14 protein-coding genes are annotated in these 16,452 nt (G+C 75.1%); 8 read left to right on the forward strand and 6 right to left on the reverse strand.

Features of this window, described 5'->3' with window-relative positions:
• Nucleotides 1–125 precede the first annotated feature (125 nt).
• On the reverse strand, nucleotides 126–1,490 hold the full coding sequence (locus tag ACZ4W9_RS19125) for an FAD-dependent oxidoreductase (protein WP_467937138.1): 1,365 nt from the start codon (nucleotides 1,488–1,490) through the stop codon (nucleotides 126–128).
• A 168-nt stretch (nucleotides 1,491–1,658) separates the two neighbouring features.
• On the opposite strand from ACZ4W9_RS19125, the gene ACZ4W9_RS19130 reads away from it, so the two are divergent.
• Nucleotides 1,659–2,297: a GNAT family N-acetyltransferase gene (locus ACZ4W9_RS19130; RefSeq protein ID WP_467937140.1), complete on the forward strand. Its 639-nt coding sequence runs from the start codon at nucleotides 1,659–1,661 to the stop codon at nucleotides 2,295–2,297.
• 20 nt (nucleotides 2,298–2,317) lie between these two features.
• Here ACZ4W9_RS19130 and ACZ4W9_RS19135 read toward each other — a convergent pair whose 3' ends face one another.
• Together ACZ4W9_RS19135 and ACZ4W9_RS19140 are read right to left on the reverse strand one after the other, a co-directional pair.
• Nucleotides 2,318–3,022 carry a lipoprotein gene (locus ACZ4W9_RS19135; protein ID WP_467937143.1) on the reverse strand — a complete coding sequence of 235 codons (705 nt, stop codon included), beginning with the start codon at nucleotides 3,020–3,022 and terminating at the stop codon, nucleotides 2,318–2,320.
• Nucleotides 3,023–3,092: 70 nt separating this feature from the next.
• Nucleotides 3,093–3,758: a class I SAM-dependent methyltransferase gene (locus ACZ4W9_RS19140; RefSeq protein ID WP_467937145.1), complete on the reverse strand. Its 666-nt coding sequence runs from the start codon at nucleotides 3,756–3,758 to the stop codon at nucleotides 3,093–3,095.
• Nucleotides 3,759–3,853: 95 nt separating this feature from the next.
• Here ACZ4W9_RS19140 and ACZ4W9_RS19145 point away from each other — a divergent pair, with 95 nt between their 5' ends.
• From ACZ4W9_RS19145 to ACZ4W9_RS19155, 3 genes are all read left to right on the forward strand, one after another.
• Nucleotides 3,854–4,312, forward strand: coding sequence for a flavodoxin family protein (locus tag ACZ4W9_RS19145; RefSeq protein ID WP_467937147.1), 459 nt, complete (start codon nucleotides 3,854–3,856; stop codon nucleotides 4,310–4,312).
• Between the two features lie 2,312 nt (nucleotides 4,313–6,624).
• A complete protein-coding gene (locus tag ACZ4W9_RS19150; protein WP_467937149.1) occupies nucleotides 6,625–6,750 on the forward strand; it encodes a hypothetical protein in 126 nt (41 codons plus the stop codon).
• Nucleotides 6,751–6,840: 90 nt separating this feature from the next.
• On the forward strand, nucleotides 6,841–7,590 hold the full coding sequence (locus ACZ4W9_RS19155) for a bestrophin-like domain (protein ID WP_467937151.1): 750 nt from the start codon (nucleotides 6,841–6,843) through the stop codon (nucleotides 7,588–7,590).
• Here the strand turns inward: ACZ4W9_RS19155 and ACZ4W9_RS19160 are convergent.
• A complete protein-coding gene (locus ACZ4W9_RS19160) occupies nucleotides 7,572–8,567 on the reverse strand; it encodes an acyl-CoA desaturase (protein WP_467937153.1) in 996 nt (331 codons plus the stop codon). The two genes, ACZ4W9_RS19155 and ACZ4W9_RS19160, sit on opposite strands and share 19 nt — an antisense overlap.
• 235 nt (nucleotides 8,568–8,802) lie before the next feature.
• Here ACZ4W9_RS19160 and ACZ4W9_RS19165 point away from each other — a divergent pair, with 235 nt between their 5' ends.
• The gene (locus ACZ4W9_RS19165; RefSeq protein WP_467937155.1) at nucleotides 8,803–10,971 is read left to right on the forward strand and encodes an acetoacetate decarboxylase family protein; all 2,169 of its coding nucleotides are present in this window, start codon (nucleotides 8,803–8,805) and stop codon (nucleotides 10,969–10,971) included.
• A 27-nt stretch (nucleotides 10,972–10,998) separates the two neighbouring features.
• Nucleotides 10,999–11,259: a hypothetical protein gene (locus ACZ4W9_RS19170; RefSeq protein WP_467937157.1), complete on the forward strand. Its 261-nt coding sequence runs from the start codon at nucleotides 10,999–11,001 to the stop codon at nucleotides 11,257–11,259.
• A gap of 20 nt (nucleotides 11,260–11,279) precedes the next feature.
• On the opposite strand, the gene ACZ4W9_RS19175 is transcribed toward ACZ4W9_RS19170, so the two are convergent.
• Both ACZ4W9_RS19175 and ACZ4W9_RS19180 read right to left on the reverse strand, forming a co-directional pair.
• Nucleotides 11,280–12,899: a peroxidase family protein gene (locus tag ACZ4W9_RS19175; RefSeq protein ID WP_467937159.1), complete on the reverse strand. Its 1,620-nt coding sequence runs from the start codon at nucleotides 12,897–12,899 to the stop codon at nucleotides 11,280–11,282.
• 40 nt (nucleotides 12,900–12,939) lie between these two features.
• Nucleotides 12,940–14,223, reverse strand: a complete 1,284-nt coding sequence (locus ACZ4W9_RS19180; RefSeq protein WP_467937161.1) for a cytochrome P450 — start codon at nucleotides 14,221–14,223, stop codon at nucleotides 12,940–12,942.
• Between the two features lie 127 nt (nucleotides 14,224–14,350).
• On the opposite strand from ACZ4W9_RS19180, the gene ACZ4W9_RS19185 reads away from it, so the two are divergent.
• Together ACZ4W9_RS19185 and ACZ4W9_RS19190 are read left to right on the forward strand one after the other, a co-directional pair.
• Nucleotides 14,351–15,025: a lysophospholipid acyltransferase family protein gene (locus ACZ4W9_RS19185; protein WP_467937164.1), complete on the forward strand. Its 675-nt coding sequence runs from the start codon at nucleotides 14,351–14,353 to the stop codon at nucleotides 15,023–15,025.
• A 171-nt stretch (nucleotides 15,026–15,196) separates the two neighbouring features.
• Nucleotides 15,197–16,447 carry a beta-ketoacyl-[acyl-carrier-protein] synthase family protein gene (locus ACZ4W9_RS19190; RefSeq protein ID WP_467937169.1) on the forward strand — a complete coding sequence of 417 codons (1,251 nt, stop codon included), beginning with the start codon at nucleotides 15,197–15,199 and terminating at the stop codon, nucleotides 16,445–16,447.
• Nucleotides 16,448–16,452 lie beyond the last annotated feature (5 nt).

The following is a 16,452-nucleotide window of genomic DNA, read 5'->3' on the forward strand; positions in this document are numbered from 1 at the left end:
CTCCTCCTCCCCCCCCCTCGCCTCTCTCTCCATTCTCCCCCCCCCCCCCACCACCCCCCCCCCCCCCCCCCCCCCCCCCCCCCCCCCCCCCCCCCCCCCCCGCCCCGTCGCTGAGACCGGCGACCCTATGCCCCGCTCTCCCGGAGCATGTCCTCACGCTCGACGATCTTCACCCGGTCGCGGCCCTGCGGCTCGCCCAGGGCGCGCTCGGCGGCGTCCAGCTTGTACCAGCCCTCCCAGGTGGTGAAGCGGACGTTCCGCTCGGCGAGGAAGGCGTCCACGGCCTGCGGCTCGGGCGCGGAGGGGGTGTGCAGCCGACCGTTCGCGTAGTCGTCCAGCAGGTTGGCCACGGTCTCGTTGGCGTCGCCCTTGGTGTGGCCGATGAGACCGACCGGGCCGCGCCGGATCCAGCCGGTGACGTAGGTCGACTGCAGAGGGGTGCCGCCGTCCTCGACGACCCGGCCGCCCTCGTCCGGCACGGTCCCGGAGTCGTCGTCCCAGGGCAGCTTGGGCAGCTTCTCGGAGAGGTAGCCGACGGCGCGGTAGACCGCCGTGACGTCCCAGTCCTTGAAGGCGCCGGTGCCCTTGACGTTGCCGGTGCCGTCCAGGGCGGTGCGCTCGGTGCGCAGCCCGACGACCTTGCCGTCCTCGCCGAGGATCTCCGCCGGGGACTCGAAGAAGTGCAGGTAGAGCTTGTGCGGGCGGTTGCCGACGTCCCGGATCGCCCAGTTCTCCAGCGTCTTGGCGACCATGTCGGCCTGCTTGTTGCCGCGCCGGGTCTCGATCGAGCCCTCGTCGTAATCGATGTCCTCGGGGTCGACGATGACCTCGATGTTCGGGGAATGGTCCAGCTCGCGCAGCTCCATCGGGCTGAACTTCGCCTGGGCCGGGCCACGGCGGCCGAAGACGTGGATCTCGACAGCCTTGTTGGCCTTCAGACCGTCGTAGACGTTCGGCGGGATCTCGGTCGGCAGCAGCTCGTCGGCGGTCTTGGCCAGGATGCGGGCCACGTCCAGCGCGACGTTGCCGACGCCGAGCACGGCGACCTTCTCGGCCTCCAGCGGCCAGGTGCGCGGCACGTCCGGGTGACCGTCGTACCAGGACACGAAGTCGGCGGCGCCGTAGGAGCCGTCCAGGTCGATGCCGGGTATGGACAGCGCGCGGTCGGCCATCGCGCCGGTGGAGAAGATCACCGCGTCGTAGAAGGCGCGGAGGTCGTCCAGGTTGAGGTCCGTCGGGTAGTCGACGTTGCCGAACAGGCGGATCTGCGGCTTGTCGAGCACCTGGTGCAGGGCGGTGACGATGCCCTTGATGCGCGGGTGGTCGGGCGCGACGCCGTACCGGATCAGGCCGAACGGGGCGGGCATCCGCTCGAAGAGGTCGATGGACACACCGGGGTCGGCGGCCACCTCGGACTTGAGCAGGGCGTCGGCGGCGTAGATCCCGGCGGGGCCGGCTCCGACGATGGCTACCCGCAGGGGGCGCGGCATGATCAGGTTCCCTTCGAACGCGAACGGGCGACTTGATCAGGAAGCCTAAACTAAGGCAGCCCTAACCTGGTACGGGGGTCCAGTCTATGACCTCATAAGCCACTCTTATGTCTGACCCAGGGCCGGCTTATGCTTGTGGGAGCGCTCCCAAACGATCAGTATGACGCCATGTCACTTCCCGACCAGGACCAGGCCCCCGTGATCCGGCCCTTCCGCCCGGCCGACCGCGACGCCGTCGCCGACGTCTGCGTCCGCACCGCGCACCTCGGCGGCGACTCCCGGGCGATCTACCCGGACCCGGATCTCATGCCGTCCCTCTTCGCCGATCCCTACTGCCGCTTCGACCCGGACCTCGCCTTCGTCCTGGACGACGGCACGGGCCGGGCCGTGGGATACATCCTCGGCACCGCGGACACCGAACGCTTCGTCAAGGACTTCCGGCAGACCTGGATACCCCGGCTGGCCGGCCGCTACCCCGAGCCCGCGGGGCCGCCCCGCACGCCCACCGAGGAGATGATCCGGCTGCTGCACCACCCGGAGCGGATGCTGGTGCCCGAACTCGCCGGCTACCCCGCCCACCTGCACATCGACCTGCTGCCGCGCTGGCAGGGACGAGGGCACGGCCGCCGCCTGCTGCACACCTTCCTGGACGCCCTGCGCGGACAGGGCGTCCAGGCGGTGCACCTGGGCATGGTCACCGCCAACACCGCCGCCCGGGCGTTCTACGACCGGGTCGGCTTCCACCCGATACCGGTACCGGACGCCGGCCCCCTCACCTACCTCGGCCGCGCCACGGCCGGGGGCTGAGCGGGGCCGGGCGGCGGCCCTCAGGAGAGCTTGAGCGTCTGCTTGGCGAGGTCGTACGCGGGCCGCATCTCCTCGTGCTCCTCGGTGTCCATGCCGCCGAGGTGCAGGACGACCGGGCCCTCGGGCGTGCCGACGGCGAAGGCGCTCTCCTTCTTGGTCTCCTCCATGAGCTTGTTGGTCTTCAGGTACTCCACCTCCACGGCGGCGACACCGCCGCCGGTCTTGAAGGAGTGGTACTTCGCCTTGCCGACGTCCTTCTCGGCGGCGAGGAACGCGCGCAGCACGCCGCCCGCGTCGGCGTCCTGGGGCTTGCCCTTCCACACGCGCAGGAAGCCGATGTTCCCGGCGGGCTTGGCGTCGATCTCGCAGGCCGCGACGACCGGACCCTGCCGGAGCAGGGCCGCGGCGAGTTCGCCGGCCAGGCCGCCGTCCCCGTCCTTCGATGCCTTGGCCAACTCCTTCTCCGCGTCGACGGACTTCGGCTTCCAGCCCTTGGCGATGTCGAAGCTGACGGGCAGTTCGCAGGCCGAACCGGCCGGGCCGAGGGTGCCGCCGCGGGCCGCCGCCGTGGCCTTCGCCCCCCCGGCCGCCGCGCCCTCGGCGCTCGCCGACGCGCTCGCGGACCCCTTCCCGTCGTCGGCCGTCCCCGCGCAGCCGCCGAGCATCACCGCGACCGCCGCCGCGACGGCCACGCGGCCGCCCACCGTACCCACCCTGACCTGCACTGTTGTCTCCCGTTCGATGCGGAGCCGCAACTGTAGCCGAGGGCACCGGCCATGCCGAACGGGATACGGCTCACCCGTCCGCGGGGCGTCGCGCGTGCACGAACAACTGCGGTTCGGGCACGGCCCCGGGGAGGTCCGGGGTGAACTGCGAGCACTCCTCGGCCAGCACCGTCAGGCCGGCCCCGGTCACGAGGTCGCCGAACGCCCGCGCGCCGAAGCTGGTCAGCCGCGCCGGCTGTCCCATGAAGAGGCCGTCGGCGTCCTCCACGTCGAGGGGGACGGTGGCCAGCGCGACGAGGCCGCCGGGCCGTACCGCGTGCGCCAGCTTCGCGATGACGGCCGCCTGTTCGGCGCGCGACATCTGGAGCAGCGAGAAGTAGGCGCACACGGCGTCGAAGGAGGCTTCCGCGAGCGGCGTGTCACGGATGTCGGCGAGCCGGAACCCGGCCCCGGGCACCTGCCGGGCGGCCAGCTCCACCATGACCGGCGAGACGTCGAGGCCCAGCACCCGGTGCCCGGCCCCGGCCAGCACCTGCGCGGTCGGCCGTCCCGTCCCGCTGCCCACGTCCAGCACCCTGCTGCCCGGCGCCAGCCGCTCCAGCAGCCAGTCCAGCGACGCCCGGCGCGCAGGGGAACCGGCGTACGCCCGCTCGTAGTCCAGGCCCAGCGCGTCGAACATCACGGCGGCCGGCGTCCGGTGGGCGGCGTCCGGCGCCGGTTGGTTCTCCTCGGTCATCGCGTCTCCTCTCGCCGGCCGGCGGCGCGCTCCTCGCGCCGCCCGGCGCCACCCGCCGTTTGCGCCGACGGCGGACGCACGGCAGGGTGCCGGGTGTGCCTATCTTTCTGATCGTCCATCACACCCCGTCACCGAACTGCCAGGCGCTGTTCGAAGCCGCCGTGTCGGGCGCCACGACACCGGAGATCGAGGGCGTCCGCGTCGTCCGCCGGGCGGCCCTGTCGGCCACCGCCTCCGACGTGCTGGAAGCCGACGGGTACCTGCTCGGCACGCCCGCCAACCTCGGCTACATGTCGGGGGCGCTCAAGCACTTCTTCGACCAGGTCTACTACCCCTGCCTGGACGAGACCAGGGGCCGTCCCTTCGGTTACTACGTCCATGGCGGCAACGACGTCACCGGCGCCGTCCGTGCCGTCGAGGCCGTCACCACGGGCCTCGGCTGGCGCCGGGCGGCCGACCCGGTGACCGTCACCGGCGAGCCGGGCAAGGCGGACACCGAGGCGTGCTGGGAACTCGGCGCGACGGTCGCGGCCGGCCTGATGCCCGGAGCGTGAACGACGGCCCGGCGTCCGTCACGCAGCCACCGGGGTGATCTTCATACGATTACGTCCGATGACCGGCGTGGGTCGAAGCCCGCTCCCCTTGCCGCCCTGTTAATCCTATTTATGTGTTCATGGGAGTCCTAGGGGGGTGCGGACGGGCCGTCGGGACCCGTCTCCCCGCGGTGCTGCCGCTCATCATGGCCGTGTCGGCCGGAGCGGTGGACCGGGCCGTCGCCGACGGCGCGGGCACCCACGGACTCGCTCTGGAAGTCACCGTCAACACCCGTCCGGGCACGGCGGCGACCCGGCCCGGCATCCGCGTCGGACGCCCGCTCGTGAAGACGTACCGCCTGATCAACCGCACCGGCGCCGACCTCTACGACGTCCGGGTGAGCGACCCCGGCCTGCCCGGCGCCGTCATCCGCTGTCCCGGCGGCGGCGATCACCTGCCCATGCTCCGCGGCCTCGCCTCGGCGACCTGCACCGCGTGGTCCACCGCGCGCGAGGGCACCTGGATCGCGGACGTCACCGCCGTCGGCAGCGTCCCCTCCCTCGGCTACGAGTCCCGGGCGGCGGCCCGCTCCGGATACACGGGCGTCGGCGGACGGCTGTCGCTGACCGAGACCGTGACGACCGGCGGCGAGATCCCCGACGGCGCCCTGCTCCTCGGCCGGGCCACCGTTTTCTACGATGTCACCAACACCGGCAACCGCACGGTGTACGACCTGCGGCTCACCGATCCGGTCCTCCAGCCGCCCGCCATCGTCTGCGCGACGGGCGACGACACCGTCCCGAGCCTGGAACCGGGCGTCACGGCGCGGTGCGTGGCGATCGTCGAGCGGCCTCCGGGGGAGTACCTCAGCGAGGGACACGTCAAGGGAAGCGACCACCTCGCCACGCTCCGGCCCGACGGCTGCCCCGAGTGGCCACCGGAGCTCAAGGCCTGGGGATCCGGCGGATTCACCCTGTACCCGCCCCCTCCGCCTCCTCCACCTCCTCCACCCCCTCCGCCTCCACCCGTCGAACCGCCGACGCCGACTCCCGTCCCCGTACCGCCTCCGCCCCCGACCCTCGTCCCCGTACCGCCTCCGCCCCCGCCTCTCCCCGCTCCACCCCCACCGCCGCCCGTTCCCGTGCCGCCACCCGCGCCCCCGGTGCTGCCGCCCGCCCCTGTGCCGCCGCCCGCACCCCCGGTGCTGCCGATCCCGCCCGGAGTGGTCTTCCCGCCACCCCCACCACTGCCGCTGCCGGGCGCCCCCGCCCCGGGCGTGGGCGTACCCGCGCCCGGTGCGGGCGCCCCCGGCGCGGTCGCCGGGGCCGGGGCCGGCGGTGCGGGAGCGGGAGCCGGCGGAGCCGCGGGGGTGGGGGCGGTGGCTGGTGCCGGTGCGGCGGCGGGCGCAGGAGGTGGACCGGCGGCGGGCGCAGGAGTCGGGGCGGCGGCCGGTGCGGGCGCGGCGGCCGGTGCCGGTGCCGGTGCCGGGGGAGCGGGCGCCGGGGGCGGCGCGGTCGCTGGTGTGGGGGCGGCGGCGGGTGCCGGCGCGGGAGTGGGCGCTGCGGCAGGTGGGGGTGCCGCCGCCGGGGCAGCCGCCGCTGGTGCTGGTGCTGGTGCGGCAACCGGTGCGGGGGTGGCTGCCGGCGCGGTCGCAGGAGCGGGCGTTGCGGCGGGTGCGGGAGGGGCGGCGGCGGCCGGCGGGGCCGGTGCGGCGGCCGGCGCGGGAGCAGCGGTGGCGGGCGGGGCCGCTGCTGCCGGTGGGGCTGCGGCGGCTGGTGGGGCTGCGGCGGCGGGAGGCGCGGGCGCGGCGGCGGCCGGTGGCGGCGGGACCGCTGCCGGTGGCGCCGGAGCGGCGGCCGACGGAGGCACGGCGGGAGCGGCCGCCGGCACGACGGCCGGTCAAGGCGGGGCCGCGGCCGGTCAAGGCGGCGCCACCGCAGGCCAGGGCCGGAGCACCGGAGGCGAGGCAACCGGCGGCCAGGCTACCGGCGGTGAGGCGACGGGAGGCCAGGCGACCGGAGGGGAAGGAGCCGGCGGCCAGGCGACCGGAGGCGAAGCAGCAGTCGGAGGCCAGGCGACCGGAGGGGAAGGAGCCGGCGGCCAGGCGACCGGAGGCGAAGCAGCAGTCGGAGGCCAGGCGACCGGAGGGGAAGCGGTCGGCGGCCAGGCGACCGGCGGTCATACCACCGGGGGCCAGGCAACGGGAGGTCACACCACCGGCGGTCAGTCCACCACTCCCACGACCCCGGCCAGCCCCCGGCCCCACCCGCCGACCCGGCCCCCCACCGCGGCCCCCCGCACCCCCTCCGCCTCACCCCGCGCCCCGTCCATCATGTCCCGGTTCATCCGGCCCGACGGGCGGCCGACCGGGCTCGGTCTGCTCGCCGTGCTGTTCCTGCTGCTCATCCCCGCCGCCCTCGCCGCCGCGCTGCTCGGCTCCCGCCGCATCGGCAAGTAGCCGCGCCCCTGCCCCAGACCCTGCCCCCGCTCCCCTGCCCCCGCCCCCGTTCCCAGACCGAGCACATCGAGACGACTGGAGACCGCGCCGGTGATCGAGACCTTCGCCATCGTTCTGGGGATCGCCGCGGTCGCCGCGGGCATCGTGGTGATCAAGCACCGCTTCTGGCCCCCGGCCCCGGACGAGGAACCCCGGGAGGACGTCGCCGAGTACATCGCCATGATGGTCAGCGTGCTCTACGCCCTCGTGCTCGGTCTGTCCATGGTGGCCGTGTGGGAGGCGCGGTCCGCCGCGGAGGAGCACGTGCAGGCGGAGGCGAGCGCCGCCCACCAGATCCGGCTGCTCTCCGCCGGGCTGCCGGCGCCGGCGGACGAACGCGCCAGGGACGCCGTGGACGCGTACGCCCACCACGTCGTGTCCGAGGAGTGGCCCCTCATGGCCGCCGGGCAGCCGCCGGACCGGCGCGGCTGGGACCTGCTGGACGACCTGAGGGCGGCCGGCCAGGTCCCGGCCGGCGCCACGCTCGCCCAGCAGGCCACGCTCCAGGAGACCCTGGCCCAGCTCAGCGCCCTGGACGACGCCCGGCGCGGCCGCGAGGCGGACGTCGGCGAGTCCCTGTCACCCGTGCTGTGGTTCGGGCTGATCGTCGGCGGCGTGCTGACCGTGGCCTTCATGTTCATGTTCGGCGTACGGCGCAGCGCCACGCATGTGGTGATGGTGATGGGCCTGACCGCGCTCATCACCTTCACCGTGCTGCTGGTCTTCGAGCTGAACCAGCCCTTCAACGGCTTGTTCGCCGTCGACTCGTCGCCGTTCTCCCGTCACTTCGCGGACAGTTGACGGTGCGGCACCCGGCGCCCGGCCGTCTCCGCGCGCAGCCGGGCGGTGATCCGCCGTTCGTCCGGCCAGCGCACGTCGTACGCCCAGCCCCACCGCTCGAACCGGGCGATCAGCCACGCCGTGAGGTCCGGCTGGCCGCGCAGCCCGCCGTGCCGGGCGCTGCCGGGGTCGGCGTGGTGGAGGTTGTGCCAGCCCTCGCCGAAGGTCAGCAGGGCCACCCAGGGCACGTCCCGGGACTGGTCCCGGGTGCTGTAGTGGCGCGGACCGAAGGCGTGCGCCACGGAGTTGACCGACCAGGTGACATGGTGCACGACGGCGTACCGCACCAGGCTCGCCCAGAACAGCGTGACCAGCGCGGACCGCCCGTCCTGGGTGACCGCCAGGACCAGCGCCGGCGGCAGCGCCAGCGAGACGGCGATGGTCAGCGGATAGCAGCGGTCCAGCCGGCGCACGTCCGGGTCGGCGAGCAGGTCCGGGGCGTAGCGCGGGTAGTGGGAGCGGACCGGCGAGGAGGAGAACCAGCCGACCTGGGCGTGCCACAGTCCCTTCAGCAGCGCCCGCCGGGTGGTGCCGTACGTCCACGGCGAGTGGGGGTCGCCCGCCCGGTCCGCGTACTGGTGGTGGCGCCGGTGCTCGGCCACCCACATCGTCACCGGGCCCTCCATGGCGAGGCCGCCCGCGATCCCGAGGGCGATCCGCAGCGGCCGTTGAGCCTTGAACGACAGATGGGTGAAGTGCCGGTGGTAGCCGGCGGTGATGCCCATGATGGACAGCGCGTACATCCCGGCGCCGAGGACCGCGTCGTACCAGCGCGGCCCCCAGCCGCCGGTCAGGGCGACGGGCAGCGCCAGCGCCAGCACGGCCAGCGGGCCCACCACGAGGGTGAGCAGATAGCCGGTGCGCAGCGGCAGGCCGACCGGGACGGTGTCGGGAAGCGGGGCGCGCGGGCCGTCCGGGCGGCCGGGGGTCACGGTCACGGCGCGCCTCCCGCGAGGCGGTGCGGTGCGGTGCAGGGGGTCATGGGCGGCGATTATGCGCCGGTCCCGGGCCCCCGGTGCCCAGGCTCGGCGCGCGGCGCGATCCCCGCGGACATCCTCTACCTGGATGGATGAAGGTGCGGGCGCGGTCCCGCTGGCCGACCATGGGAGCGGGGCCGTGCCCGTCGGTCCGGCCCCGGCACCTCCCCATGTCGTCTAGCCGAGGGAGCGTCGGATGCGAGCGGACGGCACCGCGCCCGGACGGCCCGTACCGGACGGCCGGGAGGCCAGGGACCTGCTGCGGGGGTGCGCGCGGGACGTGGTGGACGTCGCCGAGGGCATCCGCGCGGTGTCCGAGCGCACCAGCACCGCGCTGTTCGGCCCCGCCCCGGCCGCCTCCGCGCGCCGCCGCCCCCGCACCGGCCTGGCCGCCCGGTGGGCGCTGCTGCGCGCCCTGACCAGCAGACAGGGCCTCGGCGGCTCGGCGATCACCGCGCCGAAGGGCGTCGGCCACGTCCTCGGCGCCGCCGGCGAGGTCCTCGGCCGGGAGAGCCTCGCCGCACTGGTCGCGGTCACCTCGCTGCGGCTGCGGATCGCCGCCGTCCTGGTCGACCACCCCGAGTTCGAGCGCGACCCCGGGATGCGCCGGCTGACCGAGGCCGTCACCGCCGACAAGGACCTGGCGGCCGTACGGGCCCTGCGCGCCCTGTTCCGCGACCAGGGGGCGCAGCGCGCGCTGTCCGGGCTGGCCCCGCTGATGGCCGAACTCCTCGCGATCCGCGCCCTGCTGGACGAGGACCCGAAGAACGACGAGACCGGCTGGGCGCTGGCCACCGGCCGCGAGCTGTCCGCCGACCCGCTGCACGGCGTCAGCGCCGCCCACCTCGCGGACCTGGACCGGGGCGAGGGCGCCGCCGAGCCCGTCGACCTCACCGACCAGGAGCGGCAGGTCATCGCCGGCAAGGGCTCCTTCCTCGGCTTCCTGCGCAACATCGAGATGCTCTCCACCGACGGGCGGATCCTGCTGCAGAACGTGCGCGGCCCGGACGGCGTCGTCCGCTACGTCCTCCAGGCGCCCGGCATGGCCCCCGGCCGCCCCCGCACCGACTCCCCGCAGGACTTCGTCGGCGCCTGGCGCAACCTGTTCATGCCCGACTCGCCGTACACCCGCGCCATCCTGCTCGCCCTGCGGGACTACGGCATCCCGCGCGGCGCCGACCTCGCGCTGATCGGGCACAGCGAGGGCGGGATCGCCGTGATGAACCTCGCCCAGAGCGAGGAGTTCTGCCGCACCTACCGTGTCACCCACGTCGTCGCGGTCGGCTCCCCGGTCGACAACAAGAAGCCCGCCGACCCGCGCACCTGGGTCGCCAGCATCACCAACCAGCACGACATCGTGCCCGTCCTCGACGGGCGCGGCGCGGGCTCCGCGTTCGACCCGCACCCGAACTGGTACGAGGTCGACTACACCGGGCCCGGCCACGAGTTCCCGCTCTGCCACATGCTCCACGAGTACATCGAGCACCTGCGGACCGTCGTCCCCGAGGCCCGCGAGCGCGTCGACGAGGCCCTCACCCCCTACCGCGGCCCCGTCGTGCGCACCCAGGCCTACCAGCTCAAGGACCGCGCCAACCCGCCCGAGGGCTACCCCTTCCTCACCCTGCCCACCACCTCGGTGCCCACCACGGCCGGCCCGGTCGACGTGCCCGTGCGCTACTACGACTCCTCCGCCGCCCACCTGTGCTTCCCCGTCGACGCCGACACCGCCCGCACGCTGCTGCCCGGCGTCACCTGGATGACCCCGAGCCGGCTCGGCCGGCACGCGCTGGCGGTGCTGTCGCTGTACGAGCACCGCTGCACCACCATCGGCCCGTACACCGAGCTCGCCCTCTCCGTGCTGGTGGACGACCTGTGGCGGCCCCGCCCCTACGACGTCGTCCTCGACCTGCTGCGCCGGGTCGACCTCAGACGCACCGGCCGATACGTCCTCTCCCTCGCCGTCACCAGCGAGGAGGCCCGGACCGTCGCCCGGGAGATCTGGGGCCAGCCCGCGGTCCGGGCGCATGCCGAGGCCAGACTGACGGGCCGCGACCTCGCCGTCCGCGCTCCCGAGCTCGGCCTCGCCGTCGAGGGCCGCCTCGGGCGCGGCACGCGCTGCCCCGAGGCCGACTGGATCCTCTACGGCCGCCGGGGCGAGAGCACCGTGCGCACCCTGGTCCGGGCCCACGGCGGACTGCGGCTGCACAGCGGCGGCGGCATCCGGCTGCGGCTGGACACCGGCGCGCCCGAACCCCTCGCCGGGCCCCTGCGCCGGCTCGGCATCGCCACGGCCCGCCCCCGGCTGGTCCTGACCTGTCCCCAGTTCATGCTCCACCGCAGCGCCGGCGCCGTCCTGCCGCGCTGACGCCGCCCACCCCCACGGGAGTCCGCCATGGTGACCGAGTCCCCCGGAGCCACGTCGTACGACGCCGGACTCCTCGACCGCGCCGAGGCGTTGCGGTCGGACGCCGAGCTGATGGAGGAGTACGCCCGGCGGCTGCGCGCCACCGCGGACACGCTCGCCGGCTGTCCGGCGGCCCCGGAGTGGAGCCGCCCCACCCTGGAACGGCAGGCCGCCGCCTGTGCCACGGCCGCGGGACACCTGCGCGCCGCCGCCGAGGCGTTGCGCACCCACGCGCGAGCCGGGGACTGAGCACCCCCGGCCGGCGGCCCCTAGTCGAGCGCGGTCCGGGCCGTTGCCGCGCTGCGGCCGAGCGAGACGACGTAACGCCCCTTGTCCTCGGGCAGGTTGCGGTGGACCAGGTCGGAGAAGCCGTGGGTGTGCCGGATGATCTCCCAGCCCTCGGGGGAGAAGGTGGCGGGCCCGAACAGGCGGGGCGCCAGCAGGGGGTTGTTCAGCGCCTCGGAGAACGCGTCGACGGAGATGATCCGTTCCAGCAGCCGCCCGAAGATCGCCCCGGGCTCCGGCTCCTCCGCGAACAGCCCGACGTGCAGGTCGATCGCGTCCACGTCGCCGTACACCTCCAGCAGCGCCTGCCGGACGCGCGGGTCGCCGGAGATCTGCCCCGGGTCGGTGACCCGGGGGAAGCCGTAGTAGGCCCGGTAGTCGTTGTACGAGGCCAGCCGCAGCTCCCGGCCGACGGCGACGCTGCGCTCCTCGATGGGCAGCAGCAGCGGGTCGGTGTTGAACAGCCCGGACAGGCCGGCCGGTTGCCGGGACAGGTCCTGGAACAGCGGGCCGAGGCCCCGGTCCAGGACGAGCTGTCCGTTGGCGATGGTGTGCGCGAGCGGCACCGGCCGGCCGGCGATGGCGTACGTGGACGGGATCAGACTGTGCCAGCGGTAGACGAGGCTGAACTCGATCGTCGCCCGGTTCTCCCGGTGCCACACCCCCCGGTCGGTACGCACCGGATCGAGGACGAAACCGAAGTGGTACGGCGTGATGTGGTTGATGTACTCCTCCAGCATCACCCGGATCATCAGCACGATCAGCGTGTTGCGGGTGGTCTGGAAGACCCGTTCGTCGTCCCAGTCCGGGTGCGCGGCGGCGAGGATGCCGGCGACCCGGTTGTGCTCGCGCAGGAACAGGACGTTCAGCGCCATCGGCCCGATGTGGGCGTGCGCGCGCTCCCCGCCCCACGCGAACAGCGTGTCCACGAACTCCTCGGGCACCTCGTCGAACCGCACCGGCCGGATCGCCCGGAACTCCTCCCTGATCCGCCCGCCCTCGCACAGCGCGGGCGGGAACTCGCCGCCGTCGACGACCCGGCTCTTCAGCCGGCCGCCGCGGAAGGCGCGCAGGCAGGCGGTGACCTCCGGCCGGTCGCCGTAGAGCTGGCACATGTCCAGGGTGTGCGGCGAGTCGGTGCGGCGCGGATCGCCGGTGGCCGCGTGGCCGCGCAGGAACCCGTCGGTGAACCACTGCGCGAACGCCGGCAGCAGCGCGGTGGACCGGGAGCACGAGCGGCCCTCGCCCTCGCGGCGGAACAGCTCGGCCACCCGCTCCGGGGCGGGCAGGCCCCTCCGCACGGTGGTCACCGGCGGCAGCTGCCGGCCCACCCAGGTCCGGTCGGTCAGCGAGTCCCAGGAGGTGTACGGGACCTTCGTGCTCAGCGGGTTGGGGCGCACCGGCGCCTTCAGCACGGCCAGGTCGGTCAGCGTGGAATTGAGCCTGCGGTGCAGCCACCGGCTGCGCTGGACCGTGTCCCAGGCCGGGCCGTAGTGGGTCAGCAGATGGGTCTCGAAGCGGTTGCGCAGCCCGTCCCTGGACCGGTCCCTGGCCCCGGTCCAGGGCGGCGTTCCCGGCGCGGGCGGGCGGGAGGTGACGGTCATCGGTCCTCCGGTCGGTTCGCGGATCGGTCGGATCCCGGGGTCAGGGCGCGGCCACGGCGCCGCGGCCGGACCTCACGGTGTAGTGCTGCGGGAACGGGGTGCCCGCGTAGTCCAGGGCCCGTTCGGCGCCCGGCAGCGGACGCACGCCGGGGCGCAGCAGCACCCGCCGCACCAGCTCCGGCACGATGACCCGGGCCGCGTACCGGCCGACGCAGTCGTGGGCGCCGTAGCCGAGGACGAGGTTGTGCCCGGGCGGGCGGCCGGGCCGGAACTCGTCCGGCGCGTCGAGCACGTCCTCGTCGAACATCGCCGACGCGAAGCAGGCCAGCACCACGCTCCCGGCCGGGATGGACGTCCGCCGCCCGGTGCCCGCGGCCAGCAGGTGGTCGCGCACGCACAGCCGGGGCGTGACCGGCACGAACGGATGGAAGCGCAGCGCCTCCCACACGTACGCGTCGAAGCGGGACGGGTCGCTCTCGCCCGCCGCCCGCTCCGCCTGCGCCAGCACATCGGGGCGCACGGCGAGTTCCTTGAGCGCGGTGGCCGTGCACTGGGTGGCATTCTGCTGATAGCCCGTCAGGTAGCCGACCAGGTTGGCGTTGACCCGCTCGTCGTCGAAGCCGTACCCGGCGGGCAGCCGGGTGTCCAGCATCCGCCCCAGCACGTCGTCCGGTCCGTCGCCGGGCGGCGCGGCCCGGCGGCGGGCGATCACCTCGGCGACCCGGTCGTGCAGTTCCCGGCCGGCGGCCACGCCCTCCGCGTGGACCCCCGGATCCCGGTCGGGGTTGACGGCGAACGCCCACTGCATCCGGCGCGTGCAGGAGTGCAGCGTCTCCTCCTCGACACCGGTGAAGCCGAGATAGGCGACGGCGACCCGGGCGGCGGCCAGCCGGGCGTAGTCCTGGACGAGGTCGAAGGTGTCCGCGCCCCGGCCGGTCGCCTCGTCCAGCACCTCGTCGGCGATCCGCGCGGTGAGTTCCCGGACCCGCGGCGCGTCCTCGGCGGCGAGCATCAGCTGCCCGTACCCGCGCTCCCGCCAGTGCACGTCCGCGCCGTCCCGGGCGAGGACGAACGGCCCGCCGAGCACCTCCTCCAGCGCCGGGCCGAACACTCCCACGGTGAACGTCTCCGGTGCCGACAGCACCTCCAGCACATCGGGGTGCCGGGTGACGAACACCCCGACGGGCGTGCGGAACACCGGCCGGTGCGTGCGCAGCTCGGCGAACAGGGCCCCCCTGCCGGTCGTCATGGCCCGCCGCAGCAGGGCCACCCGCCGCGGGACGTCGTCCTGCGGGATCGCGTCGTAGGCGGCGAGAAAGTCCATGCCGGTCATTCAGCCACCGGCCCGGGGCCACCGCACGCCGGACGGGCATTCGGGGCAGGGGGTGTGCGGGCGGGCGGCGCACGGGTGACGATGGGCACCCGGGGGGCGCGGCGGAGAGGAGGGCCCGATGCTGACGGCATGGGCCGGGGCCCTGGTGCCCGTCTTCAGCGACACGAGCGTGACCGGAACCGGCCACCTCCCGGGACCGCACGGCACCGGATGCGTCCTCGCCGCCAACCACACCTCGTTCTTCGACCCGGTCCTGCTCGTCGGCACCCTGCACCGGCTCGGCCTGCGTCCCGCCGTACTGGCCACGGCCGGGCTGTGGCGGGTGCCGCTGCTGGGCCGTGCCCTCACCCGGGAGGGTCACGTACCCGTGCACCGGGGCAGCCGCCGCGCCCCGGACGCCCTCCGGCACGCCGCCGACGCCCTGGCCGCCGGACGGGACGTGCTCGTCTACCCCGAGGGCGGCCTGCCCCGCTACCGCGCCTCCCACGACCGCCCGCCCGGCCGGCTGAAGTCCGGGGTGGTCCGGCTCGCCCTGTCCACCGGCGCGCCGGTGGTCCCGGTCGGGCACGCGGGCGCCCGCCGCGTCTCCTCCGGCAGCCGCGCCAAGCAACTCGCCGGCTGGGCCACCGCGCCCCTGCGCCGCCCACACGTCCACGTCCACATCGGCCCCGCCGTGCGCCTGGACACCTGCGACCATCCCCTGGACACCCTGGAGACCGCCCTCGCCGAGGCCTGGTCGCACGCGGTCCGGGCCCTGGCACAGGAGGCGGGTGGCGCGGGCGCGGGCGGCTGACTCCGGCGGGTGACGGCCCGACGCGGACGGGGTGCGCGCGGCGGATCGTCCGGGGCCCGGTGGGAAAGCGGGGCGGGCGTTCGCGCATCCGGGTGGTAGCGGGTGCCATCCCGCGCCGGCCGAGCCGTCGCGGCGCGGAACCGGCCCGCCCGGTCCGCATAATCACGGCTCATGCACCAGGTGAAAGCAGGCCCGCCCCGGGCCCCCGTCGCCGTCACCGGACTCGGTCTGATCACCCCGGCGGGCATCGGCCGGGACGCGGCCTGGGCGGGGCTGTGCGCCGGGCAGTCCACCGCCGCCCCCGACCCCGCCCTGGCCGGACTGCCCGTGGCCTTCTCCTGCCAGGTCCCCGGCCTGGACCCGCCCGGCCTGCTCGGGCACCGGCTGGCCCGCCGGCTCGACCGGTTCACCACCTTCGCGCTGCTCGCCGCCCGCGAGGCCGTCGCCGACGCGGGCCTCGCCCCGGCCGGCTGGGACGGCGCCCGCGTCGGCGTGGTGATGGGCGTCGGCACCGGGTCGATGCAGGGCTGGCAGGCCGAGTTCGACCGGCTCGCCGACGCCGTCCCCGAGCGCGTCTCCCCGCTCGCGCTGCCCCGCAGCGTGCCCAACATGGCCGCCGCCGAGATCGCCCTGGACCTCGGCGCGCTCGGCCCCAACATGGTGGTCAGCACCGCCTGCGCCTCCGGTACCAGCGCGCTCGGCCTGGCCCGGGACTGGCTGCTGTCCGGCCGCTGCGACCTGGTCCTGGCCGGCGGCAGCGAGTCGGCCCGGCTGCGGATGACCGCCGCCTGCTTCGCGCAGATGCGCGCCCTGTCCCGTCGCGCGCACAACCCCGACGCCGCCTCCCGCCCCTTCGACCGGGACCGCGACGGCTTCGTCCTCGGCGAGGGCGCCGCCGTCCTCGTCCTGGAACGCACCGAGGACGCCCGGGCCCGGGGCGTACGGCCCGAGGCGCTGCTCGCCGGGTTCGGCGCCTCCTGCGACGCCCACCACTTCACCGCCCCGCGCCCCGACGGCGACGGCGCCGCCCGCGCCCTGGACGCCGCCCTCGCCGACGCCGGCCTGGCCCCCGAGGACATCGACCACGTCAACGCGCACGGCACCGCCACCCCTCAGGGAGACGCCGCCGAACACAACGCGCTGCACCGCGTCTTCCGCCGCCGCCCCCCGCCGGTCACCGCGGTCAAGGGCACCATCGGGCACGCCATCGGCGGCGCCGGGGCCATCGAGGCGGCCTGCACCGTGCTCACCCTGCGCCACCAGCTGATCCCGCCCACCGCCAACCTGGACACCCTCGATCCGGCGATGGACCTGGACATCGTCACCAAGGTGCCCCGCCCGCACCGGACCCGGGCCGCCGTCAGCAACTCCTTCGGCTTCGGCGGCCAGAACGCCGTCCTCGCCTTCACCGCCGTCGACTAGCGCGC

The organism is Streptomyces sp. NPDC029296 (assembly GCF_055569255.1).

Bases quoted from the DNA above. Each gene is read 5' to 3' on its own strand.
- ACZ4W9_RS19125 (WP_467937138.1), bottom strand. From the start codon at position 1,490: ATGCCGCGCCCCCTGCGGGTAGCCATCGTCGGAGCCGGCCCCGCCGGG.
- ACZ4W9_RS19130 (WP_467937140.1), top strand. From the start codon at position 1,659: ATGTCACTTCCCGACCAGGACCAGGCCCCCGTGATCCGGCCCTTCCGC.
- ACZ4W9_RS19140 (WP_467937145.1), bottom strand. From the start codon at position 3,758: ATGACCGAGGAGAACCAACCGGCGCCGGACGCCGCCCACCGGACGCCG.
- ACZ4W9_RS19150 (WP_467937149.1), top strand. From the start codon at position 6,625: ATGTCCCGGTTCATCCGGCCCGACGGGCGGCCGACCGGGCTCGGTCTG.
- ACZ4W9_RS19165 (WP_467937155.1), top strand. From the start codon at position 8,803: ATGCGAGCGGACGGCACCGCGCCCGGACGGCCCGTACCGGACGGCCGG.
- ACZ4W9_RS19170 (WP_467937157.1), top strand. From the start codon at position 10,999: ATGGTGACCGAGTCCCCCGGAGCCACGTCGTACGACGCCGGACTCCTC.
- ACZ4W9_RS19175 (WP_467937159.1), bottom strand. From the start codon at position 12,899: ATGACCGTCACCTCCCGCCCGCCCGCGCCGGGAACGCCGCCCTGGACC.
- ACZ4W9_RS19180 (WP_467937161.1), bottom strand. From the start codon at position 14,223: ATGGACTTTCTCGCCGCCTACGACGCGATCCCGCAGGACGACGTCCCG.
- ACZ4W9_RS19185 (WP_467937164.1), top strand. From the start codon at position 14,351: ATGCTGACGGCATGGGCCGGGGCCCTGGTGCCCGTCTTCAGCGACACG.
- ACZ4W9_RS19190 (WP_467937169.1), top strand. From the start codon at position 15,197: ATGCACCAGGTGAAAGCAGGCCCGCCCCGGGCCCCCGTCGCCGTCACC.